Source organism: Streptomyces sp. NPDC025618 (assembly GCF_055558795.1).
Map to the genome: position 1 here is coordinate 62,314 of NZ_JBVHLW010000013.1, position 12,675 is coordinate 74,988.

Sequence of the window (12,675 nt, forward strand, 5' to 3'; positions counted from 1 at the left end):
CGTCCCCCCCCCCCCCCCCCCCCCCCCCCCCCCCCCCCCCCCCCCCCCCCCCCACCCCACCCCCCCCCCCCCCCCCCCCCCCCCCCCCCCCCCCGGGGCTGTGAGTACTGCCCGGCAGATTGTGTGCCCCTCCACACTGACGGCGCCCGATCTTGGCCCACCCTGGCAGCGGAGGCTGACATGTCCGAGACCCCGCGCGATGGCACGACGATCCTGGCGCAGACCGCTGCCATAGTGGGGCCGTTGATCCGCGCCCGGGTCAACGGCCTTGCCCCCGAGATTCGGCATGCGGTCGCCCTGCATTTCGGCTGGCAGGCGGAGGACCGTACCGTCCAGAGTGCCGACGTCGACGGCAAGGCCGTGCGTCCGGCGCTTGCCCTTCTGGCCTGCCGTGCCGTCGGCGGCACACCCGAAGACGCGCACCCGGCCGCGGCCGCCGTGGAACTCGGCCACAACGCCAGCCTGCTGCACGATGACATCATCGACCACGACGCGTTACGCCGGGGCCGCCCGGCACTGTGGGCCGCCAAGGGCCTGCCCGCGGCCCTCCTCGCGGGCGACGCGCTCTTCTTCGCCGCCATCCATGCCCTCACCGAATCCAACCGCGGCGCACAGGCCATCCCTATCCTGCTGGGCAGCGTCCAGTCGCTCATCGAGGGCGAGTATCTCGACACTCTCCTGGAGGCCGGCTCCGGTGTCAGCGAAGACCGTGCTGTGGCAGTGGCCGCGGCCAAGACCGGCGAGCTGTTTGCCTGCGCGTGCGAACTCGGTGCCCTTGCCGGCGGCGCGGACCCTGCCCGGGCCCGGCATCTGCGCGCCTTCGGGCAGTTGCTCGGGCTGGCCTTCCAGTGCCTCGACGACATCCTCGGCATCTGGGGGGAGGAACAGCTCACCGGCAAGCCCGCCCACTCCGACCTGCGCGCACGCACCATCACCGTGCCGGTCGCCGCCGCGATGGCCGGCCGCACCCCGCAGGCATCAGCCCTGCGCGCCCTCTACCAGCAGGACGCACCCATGAGCGAGGAGGACTGCCGTCAGGCCGCCAGACTCATCGAGGAAACCGGAGCACGGGAGACAACCCTGCGCCGGGCAACCCGCTGCACCGCCGAGGCCCTCGAACACCTGGCCCTCGCGCAGCCGGAAGCCGTTCCCGCCGCCGAACTCGCCGCCCTGGCCCACACGATCGTCCACCGCGATCACTGACCGTCTACGCGTCTTGAGCGAGGCCACCATGACCACCGAACTACCCGACGGCTTCCTGACCTTCTGGCTTCCCTTCCCCGCGGAGAAGGGCCCGGACGCGGACCGGCTCCGGGCCGAGTGCACCGCCTGGGCCCAGCGGCACAACGTGGGCGGCAGCGCCGAGACGGCCGCCCTGTATGCCGCCGTCGCCTCGGCACTGATCACCCACGTGCTTCCCCACACGCCCCGGGCAGCCGCCCGGCCACTGGCCGACTGCCTGGCCTGGGGCTGGCACGCCAACGACATCGCGGTTCCCAGCTCGCCGGAGGCGACGCTGGCGGACGCCGTGCGGGCCGTGGGCCGCTTCTACCTGCTCCTGCGCGACAAAGCCCTGGAGACCGCCGATCCCGAAACGCGCCGCTACTTCACAGGCGTCGACCTGTCCATCGCCGGGAACGTGCCCTTCTCCAGGACAGCCCTGCGCTACCTCGACCCCGAGGCCGCCAGCGCAGTCCGAGTCACGCCCGAGCGCCCAGCCCACACAAGCTCGGGAGCCGTTCCCGCCTACCCTCTCTTGGCCCAATGGGCAGACGTACTCCAGGCTTAACGCTGAGAGGACGAGCTGTCGGCGGCTACGGTGAAGGTCAGCGGCCCGCTCCGGGCCGGGCTCGAACCCCGGTGGGCCCATGCAGAGGGAGCCGAGGCGCGGACGACCCTCGCACGCGCCCCCGCACCCGGTCGGAGACCGGCACACCCGCCCGGGTGAGTGGCTCAGGGCCTGGTGAGGTGGATCAGGGTTGCCGCCGAGATGACGGTGGTGACCCCGCCGATGCGGGTGGAGATCTGAGCGAAGGGCATCAGCGCCATGCGATCGGAGGCGGACAGGATGGCGACGTCGCCGGTTCCGCCGAGTCCGCTGTGGCAGATCGTGACGAGCGAGGAGTCCACGGGGTAGAGGCCCAGCGCCTTGCCGGTGTAGAAGCCGGCGAGTGCCATCACGGCCACCACGGCGACACAGGTGAGGACGTAGCCGATCGAGAGAACCCCGATGACCTGGCCCATCGGGATGTACAGCAGACCGAGGCCGACCATCGTCGGATAGATGAGGTGCCCCGAGGTGATCGCGTAGATCGCGCGGGCCGCGCTGCGCGCACCGGCCGGGACGATGTTGAGGATCTTGCACAGGACCGAGAAGATGATCAGTAGTACCGGCGCGGGAAGGTGGAGGAGCGGCTCGGCCATGTTCGCCAGGACGTACATGCCGCAGATCAGCAAAAGGCCCAGGGCATAGTGCGGGCTTGAGTCCAGGGCGTGGTCCGGCTGATGGTGAGCGTCGTGATCGGGCGTGGGTTCGGCGTCCGCGGCGTCACGCTTCGGCTTTACCAGCGCGCCGCCACCGTCCAGTGCGCTGCGGCGCTCGCCCAGTCGCTTGAGCAGTCCGGCGAGGACGACGGCGGTGATGTTCCCGATGACCGCCGCCGGGATGAGCTGCGCGACGAAGTGCGCCGACTCTCCTCCCAGAGCCTTGGAGTAGGCGGTGGAGAGCGGGATGACACCTTCACCGATGCCGCCGCCGAGGATCGGGACGACGATGTAGAAGACGGCTCGTCGGAGGTTGTAGCCGAAGAGCATGGCGACCCCGGTGCCGATGGCCACCGCTGCGGCGGTGCCGGCCGCCAGGGGCACGAAGATGCGTGCCAGCGCGCGCAGGACGGTGGTGCTGTCCATGCCCAGGATGCTTCCGACCACGAGGGTGGCGATGACGAAGTAGAGGAAGTTGGCGTCCTTCATCAGCGCCGTAGCGGCACCGAGGATGTTCTTGTCGAATGTTCCCAGGTACACCAGAAGGGAGGGCACCATGAGGCAGACCAGGGCGCCGCCGCCGACTCTGGAGATGATCGGCAGCCGGTTTCCCAGCGGGCCGAGCAGCATGCCGAGCGAGGTGATGACGGCCAGGCCGCCGATCATGTCGGCTGGGATCGCGTGGAGAGCCCCGGCCGTGACGACGACTGCGGCGAAGAGGACGGGGACGATCACGGAGGCACGACCGGGAGTGGACCGGGGGACTTGGGCCGGATCTCTTCGAAGGGCTGTCATGGTGTTCACGCAGGTTCTCGCTTCATCGGAAGAAGGGGGCCGCGGCTGATCTCCTCAGCGACGGCCCGCCCGAGGGCCCGTGTGCTGCCGTTGCCTCCGATGTCCGGGGTCAGGACCTCCTTGTCGCCGCGCGCCAGGACGTTCTCGAACCCCCGCTGGACCGCGGCGGCCGCCTGCTGTTCGCCGAGGTGCTCGAGCATCATGGCGGCGCTCCAGATCTGGCCCACCGGGTTGGCGATGCCTTTGCCCGCGATGTCCGGGGCCGAGCCGTGCACCGGCTCGAACAGGCTCGGGAATCTGCGTTCGGGGTTGATGTTGCCGCTGGGGGCGATGCCGATCGTCCCCGTACAGGCCGGTCCCAGGTCGGAGAGGATGTCGCCGAACAGATTGCTGGCCACCACGACGTCGAACCAGTCCGGGTGCAGTACGAAGTTGGCCGTCAGGATATCGATGTGGAACTTGTCGACCTTCACCTCGTGATACCGCGCGGCGGCCTCCTGCACCCGCCGGTCCCAGTAGGGCATCGAGATGGAGATGCCGTTGCTCTTGGTGGCCGAGGTGAGATGCTTCGCGGGACGGCTGCCGGCCAGTTTGAAGGCGTAGTCGAGGACTCGGTCCACGCCGGTGCGGGTCATCACCGTCTCCTGGATCACCGTTTCCCGGTCTGTGCCCTCGAAGATCGTGCCGCCGATACTGGAGTACTCGCCCTCGGTGTTCTCCCGCACGACATAGAAGTCGACGTCGCCCGGCACCCGGCCTGCGAGCGGGCTGTCCACCCCGGCCAGGAGTTTGACCGGTCGCAGGCTGATGTACTGGTCGAAATGCCGGCGAAACTGCAGGAGGCTGCCCCAGAGAGAGACGTGGTCCGGTACCGCGTCCGGCCATCCGACAGCGCCGAAGAAGATCGCGTCGAAGCCGCGCAGCTGCTCGAACCAGTCATCGGGGAGCATCCGGCCGTGCTTGCGGTAGTAGTCGGCGTTCGCGAAGTCGAACTCGGTTGCCCTGAGGTCGAATTCGAAGGTCTCCGCGGCGGCTTTCAAGGCGCGCAGGCCCTCGGGGACCACCTCTTGGCCGATGCCGTCGCCGGCGATGACGGCGATGCGGTGGGTGCGTGTCATGAACTCGGCCTTTCCACTCGATCAAAAGGCAGGGTCGTCTCCCGCCCCACGTAGGCTAGGAGACAAGAAAGCCGCCATCGAGAGCCCTTGCGGCAAGGCATTGTTTCCTGAGTCGAAAGAAGTGGCGTGGATCTGGCATCGATCGACGATCTGGAGTTCTTCGAGCAGATCGCGAGATCGCGGAGTCTCACCGAGGCGGCCCGGACGTGGGGCAAGTCGGTCTCCTCCGTGAGCAAGCGGCTCGGCGCGCTGGAGGCCCGGCTGGGTGTGCAGTTGGTCAGGCGCAGCACTCGTCGACTGGCCCTGACCGAGGAAGGGCGCCGGTACGCCGAGGGCGCGGCATCGATCCTGCAGCAGAAGGCGGACCTCGAGGACGGCGTATCGAAGCACCGCGGCGAGCTCCGGGGGAGGATCTCGGTTCACTCGACACTCGGCATCGGGCGGGCACATATCGCGCCGCTGCTGGGCGAGTTCGCTCAGCGGCACCCCCGCGTCAGCATCGACTTGGAGCTTTCCGCTCTCCCGCTGAACACCTCGGGGACCGACTTCGACATCGCCGTCCGGGTGGGCTCGGTGCCGGACTCCCGGCTGACGGCACGGCTCCTCGCCCGCAACCGGAGGATCGTGTGCGCCGCACCGCAGTACCTTCGAAACGCCCCGGAGCTACGCACCATCGCCGATCTCGCGCAGCACAACTGCATCCTTCTGCGCGAGAACAGCAACGACTACACGCTGTGGCGGTTCGGCGCGGGCAGCGAACAGCAATACACGCGCGTCGACGGGAGCATGATCAGCGATGACGGAGACGTCGTGACCGAGTGGTGCCTGCAGGGGCTCGGGCTCATCATGCGCTCGACCTGGCACGTCGATCCGCTCATCCGCGAGGGAAGGCTTGTCCAGGTGCTGCCGAACGTCACCACGCCCGACGCCGACATCCTCGCCCTCTCTCCTGGCAACCCGCAGACTCCTCGGCGGGTCTCGGCCGCCGTCGAGTGCCTGCGGGAAGGACTCGCCGCGCGACTCCACAACTGCTGATCCCCGGCGCGAGGCCGCCGTGCTGCGGTGCCTCGTAACCCGGACTCCGCTGTGGGGTACGCGCATCCGCGGCAAGCCGGTGGTCGATCACGGCACGTCTTGGCGGGAACGCCGAGGTGGCAGGCCGGGGCCTGATGCCCGCATCGGTATCAGGCCCCGTTCACTCCGTGCTCAGTGGGGGAGCAGGCGATACGCCTCGACGTAGTTGCGCAGCAGGGCCTCGTGGGTGCCGTCGATGATTTCGCCGAGCGAGGTCTGAGCGAGGGTGCCGGGGCTCTTTTCCTCGATCCTCTTGCTGAGCTCCGTCCATCTGCCCTTGGTGATGTACCGCTCGAACACTGCCGGGTCCATGTCGGCGAGCTTTGCGAGCTTGCTGTCCTCCGGAACGTAGAAGACGAGATCCGACAGGACCCACGCCGTAGCAGGCGCCACCCCGTAGAAGTCCAGCACACGCTTGCGCCACTCCTCACGGCGGGCGTGGCTCTGGGTGTAGGACTGGCGGAGCGCGAGGACGCGGTCGCTGACGGGGCCTGTCGCGGGCGTGTTCTGGATGGCCTTGACGAGCCTGTCGCCGTCGGTGACGACGGAGCATTCGGGGGCGAACACCCTGTTCTCCTTGTCCTCGCCGCGGAGTTTGGCGAGGGACTTCGCCAGGGCCTCTCCCTCCTGGTCGCCCGTGCCGAAGGTGACGCCGTCCTCCAGGCGGGTGTCGCCCTCCAGGAGTTTGATGAAGGTGTTGGGCTCCGGGAAGTAGACGGTCCTGGGGTCGGCCTTCGCCATCGCGACGCGGACGTCCCGGTCCATCGCGGTGGCGATGTCCACGCGCGGGTCATTGCCCTTGGGGAGGCGGTAGCCCCCGCTGAAGAGGTCGGGCCAGTTCTTCTTCGCCAGTCGTTCCGCCGCCGTGTCGTACAGCGGGGTGTCCGCGGGAGTCCTGAGGGAGATCACATCGGCGTCGCCGGTGTGGAAGTAGATCCGCTCGTATCCCTTGCCGCCGTCGTACAGTCTTTTCGCGAACGCCTGCGCCTGGTCGCTCCCGGCGATGGTCTGCCGAATGGCGCCGTAGGGGATGGTCTTCTGATCGCTGAGACTCGCCTTGCCCTTGGGCGCGCACCAGAGGAAGGAGAGGACGGCGACCGGGAATTTCTCGTCCCGCCAGGCTTTGGTGAAGTCATTGATGATCTTCCGCTGCCGTGCGACGCGTTCCTCGCGTCTGGTATCGCTCTCGCCGTAGGGATAGCCCTCGTTGAGACCGATGACGAGCGCGCAGCCCTGCCCGGTCGCGGTGGCCTCGTCGCGGTAGCGGCGGGCCAGGGTGAGCAACTTCTCGTAGCTGTTCACCTTGGCCGGGACCATGGCGACGAAGCCCACACTTCCCTTGCGGGGTTCGGGACTGCCCGTCGCCTGGCCCGCGTACAGGTCGGTGATCTGCTCCCAGGGGGCCTTGCCGGTGGCCGAAGTGCCGTGCCGCGCCCGGTTGACGAGCGCCCCGGCCTGCTTCCGCTGCTCTTCGGGCAGGCTGTCGGGACTCATCCACTGAGGCCGGGAGGTCTCGGCCGGATTGCCACGGCTGCGATGGCACGCGCGCTGCTCGACCAGGTAGCCCTGCTCCAGGCGGGCGGCGCCGATCTTGTCCCGGTGATCCCACACCTGGAAGGCGGCGGCCCGGTCGACGGTGCTCAGGAACTTCGCCAGCTCGTTCAGGGAGGAGAGGTCGCGCTTGTAGACGAAGCTGCTCGCCCCTGTGAAGAGACGGTGGGGGATCCGCCGACGGGGCACGTCCAGGTGGTGTACGCCTTCCACCCTCGTCAGCGCGACGTAGGCGATGCGGTGCCGGAATCCCAGGTCGCGGGCGATGGCGACCTCGGTGACCCCGCGTACGCGCGTGCGCTGCTGCCAGGTGGCGGCGGCGTCGCGCAGGGCGGCGAGGCCGTCGGCGTCCCGCCGGCCGGCGCGCAGGACCGCGCGGGCGTGGTGGTCGAAGGCCACCCGCTCGGCGCGTACTTCGGCCGGGGAGGGCGAGACACGCCGGCCCTTGTGCCGCTCCACCACACCGTCGATCCACTCCAGGGCCACGTCGCTGCCGTGGGTGCGGATCTCCTCCCAGTTCGTGCCGCGCAGCACGACCAGCCCCTGCTCCGTCTCCGCGACCGGGAGCGGGTAGAGGTATCTCAGGGACAGCTCGGTGAGTGTCGCCTTGTAGAACGCCTCGCGCTCCTGACGCGTCTCGGACTTCCCGGTGCCGGGTACGTCCACCGGGCGAGGGTCCTTCATGCTGACCGCGTAGCCGGTGCCGTACTTCTCGCGGAACAGCCGCTCGGTCTCGGCCAGCGCGGCCTGCCGGACCCTGGCGCGTTCCTCGTCGTCGTGGCCCGTGTCGTCCATGGTCCCGGACAGGGCGTGCGCGGCGTGGATCAGCTCGTGCGCGAGGGTCACCTCGGGGGCCGTGGCGACGTCGTCGGTGAGCAGCAGCACCCGGGGGTGGAAGGACACGATGGAGTACACGCCCCGGCCGTTGTAGAGCGGACCCTTGAGCCTGGAGTTCAGCGACCACTGGACGGGCTTGCCGTCCGTGGCCTGCGTGATGATGACGTTGATCCCCGCGAGGTCGCGCTGTTTCGGCGTCGTACCGCTCTTGCGGGAGCCGCCGTGGCGGCACAGGACCCGTGTGCTGATGCCTGTGTCCCAGTCCTCCGGCCCGCCGTAGGTGCCGTCCGGGTCGGGCAGCGGCCGGGCGTGGCCCAGGAACTCGACCAGGCGCCTGCCTGTTTCGGAGGACTCGATCCGCTGGAGCAGGTAGTCGATCTCCTTGACGTACTCCTCCTCGTCCAGCTCGAGGCCGGGGTCGGGGTTGGAGGTGTCGTCGCGTATGTCGAGCGTGTCCGGGTCGGGGCACACGGCGATGCCGGGACGTATCACGGTGAGGGAGAGCGGCTTGCCGCCGAGCCAGGCGATCTCGATGGGCGACTCCGCGGCCGCCCGGACCGGCTGCGGTGGTGTCAGACGGGCAGGGTCGAGCCCTGTGAGGCGACGCATGACGGGGTGTGGTTCCTTTCGGGGATTCGGCGGGGATTCAGTCCGTGACGACCAGGACGGCCCGCGCCTGCTGGGCGTCGGTGGTCAGGACCAGGGAGGCGGCGGCGTCGGCCGCCGTCGGCGCGGTGTAGCGCAGCGAGATCTTCTCGACGGCGGGCAGCAGGTTCGGCAGCCCCGCCGTCGGGGAGCCCGCCGCGGGGAGCAGGGGGGCGAGCGCCTCGCCGAGGGTGATGCCTTCCTGGGCGGCCCAGGTCGCGGTCCAGCTCGTCGCCTCCGGATCCCTGTCCGCCGCGAGATCCAGCTCCATCAGCGACGCGTCCGGGCCGCTGAGGAGGAGGGAGCCGGTGGCCTCGACGTCGGGCGGGCCGTCTCCGGTGCTGATCCGCGTCGTGAGGTGGGCGCGGGCCCGCAGCCCGGCGGGCAGCGGGAACTCGGCCGATCCGGCCGCGGCGAACAGCCGTCCGGAGGGAGTCGGGACGATCTCGAAGCACAGCTCCCGCAATGTCAGCTCCGCCAGGGAGGCGGGCAGGCCGCTGCCCATGGCCTGCTCGGTCCAGGTGCTGATGTCGCGGAAGGCGATGCGGTCCGCCTCGACCGTCAGCCCCCAGCCCAGGGCGCTCCTGGCGGCCTTCACCCCGATCCGGGCCCCGCCCACGACGAGCGTGCCCGCCAGGGTGACCTCGAGCGCCCGGTCCCCGCCGCCGGACACCAGGACCGTCTGGTCCTCGATCCGTACGCCCGCGATCTCCAGGGGTTTCAGGAGCTCTCCCGCGACGACGAAGGCGCCTTCCCGGAGGTCGCACAGGAAGGAGAGCCGCCCCAGGCCGTTTTTGCCGAGGTCGGGGGCGGCGCGCTCGAAGAGGCCGCTGCCGTCGGCGAGTTCGCCGTGCGCCGTCAAGGCGGGCAGGTCGACCGTGACGGCGCTCTCCAGCCCGGCCACGGACAGGTGGGCGCTCAGCCCGACCGACAGCCCTCCCCAGCCGTTCTGCCGGGCGGCGGAGTCCAGGGCGATCCGCGCACGGACCTGGCTGAGCGTCACACCCGCCAACAGGGGCCACTCGTGCGCCAGGTCGACCTCGATCTCTCCGGTCACCCGTCCGTCCCCGGGGGCGTACGAGACGGTGACCTCGCGGAGCGCGGGCAGCGCCGAGGCGAGGAGCCCCTGCCACTCCGCGGGGAAGTGATCGGTGACGGCGTCCGCGCCCGTGCAGCCCGGCAGATCCGCCATGTGCCGCAGGGACGGCAGGGTGAGCCCGTCGGGAAAGCGGGCGGACACCGTGAACGCGCCCTCGTGCACGGAGGCGAGGAACAGCACCGGCTCGTCGAGGCCGGGCAGCTCCCACCGGGCTCCTGTGACGACCGGCGTCCGCTCCTGCCCGGACTCCTTGTCCGTATGAGGGGTGGCATCGAGGACGACGACGGGCGACCGCGCGCCCAGGGCCTGGAGCGGGCCCAGGTCATAGGCCGGGAAAGGCTCCGGCAGTTGCCACTTCGGGGCGTCCGCGACCAGGACGAATCCCACGAGCGTGCCGCCCGAGGTGTCGGCCAGGAACTCCGCCACGACCGGGCGAGGCTCCGGCCCGAGGGCGGGCACGGCGCAGCGCCCCCGGACCGTCATGTTCTCCGCGGTGAATTCCGCGTCCGAGAAGTTCAGTTCGGAGGAGCCGAGATACGTGGAGAACGCGTCACGGACCGCTGGGTCGGTGAACTCCTCGGCCTGGAGCCGCAGACTTCCGTTCCGCGCCCTCTCGGCTATTTCCTCAATGGATGGCATTGCCGGATCCCGTCCTCTTGGTGTTGCGTGGTGTGACTCACCGTTGATTCCTCAGGCTGACGCTCGCTGTGGCCTCGGCCGCCCCTGGGGGAAGCCGGGGCGGCCGGGCAGGGGCTTCCGTGCCGTCCACGGCCCGCGGCCCGGCGTGGAGCAATGCCGGGCCGCGTCCTGTGGTTTCACGCCGGAAACACGTGATTTCCCCATGCGATGGTGACCTTCGCGACGTCGGTGTTGTTCACCTCGGAGGAGACGAGCGTGGCCCTGCCGGCGTCGAAGTAGCTGTCGCCGCCGGCACCGCCGTGGCCGCCACCACCGCCTGCGCCACCGCCGCCTCCGCCGCCGGCACCGCCTCCGGAGAACCAGCCGGCGCCGCCACCCCAGGTTCCGCCTGCGCCACCGCCACCACCGAAACCGGCCTGCCCCGCCTCTCCGTCGGTTGCCCGGGTCCGCGCGTTCCCGTTGGCACCGGCCCGGCCTCCCCGGCCGCCGGAGCCGCCGTGGCCTCCCTGGCCGCCGGCACCGCCGGCGTTGATTCCGCTCGATGCCCCGGAGCCCCCGGTACCACCCTGCTGCGCGTTTCCGTTGTTTCCATTGCCGGCGCTGGTGTCGTCGGCGGTACCGCCTTTACCGGCGCTGGAGGTTGTTCCCTTCCCGCCGCCGTTTCCGCCGATACCGACGCCGTACAGGCCCCACTTCCAACCGTTGCCGCCGCGTTCGCCGTCGCCGCCGTCGCTTCCGCTTGACCCGGGGTCGCCTGGCCTGCCGGCGGCGGTACCGCCGGCGGGGGTGACGTGTCCGGCGTCTCCACCGGCGCCACCACCGCCCCCGTTCCCCCCGGAGCCGCCAGGGGCGCCGGAGGGGTAGCCGTCGGTCGTGCCCTGGCCGCCGTCGCCACCGGTTTTCCCGGCGTCACCCCGGCTGCCGGCCGCACCCGCCTCTCCACCGCTGCCCGCCCCCACGATCAGCGTGCCGTTGTGGGAGACCTGTGCCGAGGCCCCCGATGAGCCGTCGCGGGCGATGCGGACGCCGATGAGGTCTCCGGGAGTGACGTGGAGCAGGGCCTGGACGCAGGCACCCTTGCCCCCGCTCACCCCGTCGACGGACTCGCCCCCGGCGCCCCGGACGTACAGCGACAGGATGGTGACGTGGTCGGGGACGGTGAACGTCCGCTCGTCCGTACCGTTGTAGAAGAAGTCCCGGCTGTCGGCCCCCGGGTTGCGGATCCGCAGGTGGCTGCCGGCCCTGATGTTTCCCGTGGCCTTGAGGCGTCCGCCGATGGTGATGTTGCCGGTCATGCCAGCTTCCCCCGCAGCGGCGTGCCCTGGGGGTCGAGGAACTGCGCGTCGGTCGTGATGTCGCCGCTCGCCTCGACGGCGCCGGTGACGTTCATGTCCTTGCCGACGGTGAGGTCCTTCCGCGCGACGATGGCATCGCCCACGGTGAGTGTGCCGCCTCCGCCGTACAGGGTGCCGAAGACGTGGCATTCCTCATCCACGCGCATGGCGCCCTGGACGGTGAGGAGCTGGTGACCGTCCCCGTTCTTCGCGCCGTTCGCCTTGATGGTCTCGACGGTCAGCCGCGGGAAGACAGGCTCTTCGACGGCCACGGCCGTCGAGAGGTGGTGCGTGACCGTGTCGCCGGAGCGCTTGAGCGTCACCTGGACGTGGAAGTGGGTGTCGCGGGTGAGGCCCGTGACGGTGTGCTGCCACTTCTCCTTGTCGCGGAGCTGCTCCGCGTGCTTGCCGTTGTAGTAGACGTCGCAGATGGCGTCCGGCGGTGCGGTCCAGCTGAGGACGGCTTGCCCGCCCGGCTTGAGCAGAGTGATGGGGGTGGAGCCGGGATTGCCGTTGGCGTCGGGCTCGTGCAGGGCGAGGTCGCCGACCACGTCGGCCGTGAGTGCCTCGGCCGGAGGGTACTTCGCGAGCGGGAGGACGAGCTGGTTGGTCTCCCAGGTCCGGCCGTTGTCGACGCTCACCGTCTCCCGGATGCGCAGCAGGGCGGTGCCCACGAGGGCGTTGGCCTTGAAGTCCTTGAGGCGCAGGAGGAGCCCGTGGGCGGTGAGGGAGACGGACTCGCCGCTGGTGGGGCGGACGGTGAGCGGCGTGTTGCCGGGGGTGAAGGCCGCCAACTCGTCCTGGGGCAGGGTGAGGAGGACGCCGCTCTCGATCTCGTCGACGGTCCACTGGTCGGCCGGATCGACGGTGGGAACGATGCGGTGCCCTGCGGGCACGAGGTCCTGGGCGAGGTCGCCGGTGGGGATCTCGACGAGGATCTGCTTGCACAGGACGGCCTCGGTGCCCGAGTTGGACACGACGATGTCGATGTGGGCCGGCCGGTCGGTGGCCAGGGGAGCCGGAACGGTGGCCATGCCGTAGGTCAGGCGGCTGGTGCCGCCGTTGTTGGCGCTCATGGTGGCTATTCCTTCGGTTCTCG

At 70.2% G+C, this 12,675-nt stretch carries 9 protein-coding genes; 3 read left to right on the plus strand and 6 right to left on the minus strand.

Annotated features, from left to right (window positions below):
* The first annotated feature begins 180 nt into the window (after window positions 1-180).
* Together ACZ4A5_RS14530 and ACZ4A5_RS14535 are read left to right on the plus strand one after the other, a co-directional pair.
* Window positions 181-1,203, plus strand: coding sequence for a polyprenyl synthetase family protein (locus tag ACZ4A5_RS14530; RefSeq protein ID WP_467582557.1), 1,023 nt, complete (start codon window positions 181-183; stop codon window positions 1,201-1,203).
* A 28-nt stretch (window positions 1,204-1,231) separates the two neighbouring features.
* Window positions 1,232-1,789: a hypothetical protein gene (locus ACZ4A5_RS14535; protein ID WP_467582560.1), complete on the plus strand. Its 558-nt coding sequence runs from the start codon at window positions 1,232-1,234 to the stop codon at window positions 1,787-1,789.
* 164 nt (window positions 1,790-1,953) lie between these two features.
* Here ACZ4A5_RS14535 and ACZ4A5_RS14540 read toward each other — a convergent pair whose 3' ends face one another.
* Window positions 1,954-3,219: a 2-hydroxycarboxylate transporter family protein gene (locus ACZ4A5_RS14540; RefSeq protein WP_467582563.1), complete on the minus strand. Its 1,266-nt coding sequence runs from the start codon at window positions 3,217-3,219 to the stop codon at window positions 1,954-1,956.
* Between the two features lie 65 nt (window positions 3,220-3,284).
* Window positions 3,285-4,397: a tartrate dehydrogenase gene (locus tag ACZ4A5_RS14545; protein ID WP_467582565.1), complete on the minus strand. Its 1,113-nt coding sequence runs from the start codon at window positions 4,395-4,397 to the stop codon at window positions 3,285-3,287.
* A 126-nt stretch (window positions 4,398-4,523) separates the two neighbouring features.
* Between ACZ4A5_RS14545 and ACZ4A5_RS14550 the strand changes: the two genes are divergently transcribed.
* Window positions 4,524-5,432, plus strand: a complete 909-nt coding sequence (locus ACZ4A5_RS14550) for a LysR family transcriptional regulator (RefSeq protein WP_467582567.1) — start codon at window positions 4,524-4,526, stop codon at window positions 5,430-5,432.
* Between the two features lie 171 nt (window positions 5,433-5,603).
* Here ACZ4A5_RS14550 and ACZ4A5_RS14555 read toward each other — a convergent pair whose 3' ends face one another.
* The 4 genes from ACZ4A5_RS14555 to ACZ4A5_RS14570 form a co-directional block, all read right to left on the minus strand.
* A complete protein-coding gene (locus ACZ4A5_RS14555) occupies window positions 5,604-8,468 on the minus strand; it encodes a M91 family zinc metallopeptidase (protein ID WP_467582569.1) in 2,865 nt (954 codons plus the stop codon).
* Between the two features lie 37 nt (window positions 8,469-8,505).
* Window positions 8,506-10,242, minus strand: coding sequence for a hypothetical protein (locus ACZ4A5_RS14560; protein WP_467582571.1), 1,737 nt, complete (start codon window positions 10,240-10,242; stop codon window positions 8,506-8,508).
* 176 nt (window positions 10,243-10,418) lie between these two features.
* Window positions 10,419-11,537, minus strand: coding sequence for a hypothetical protein (locus ACZ4A5_RS14565; protein WP_467582573.1), 1,119 nt, complete (start codon window positions 11,535-11,537; stop codon window positions 10,419-10,421).
* Window positions 11,534-12,652: a hypothetical protein gene (locus tag ACZ4A5_RS14570; RefSeq protein WP_467582575.1), complete on the minus strand. Its 1,119-nt coding sequence runs from the start codon at window positions 12,650-12,652 to the stop codon at window positions 11,534-11,536. Before ACZ4A5_RS14570 ends, ACZ4A5_RS14565 begins: the two co-directional genes overlap by 4 nt.
* Between the last annotated feature and the right edge of the window lie 23 nt (window positions 12,653-12,675).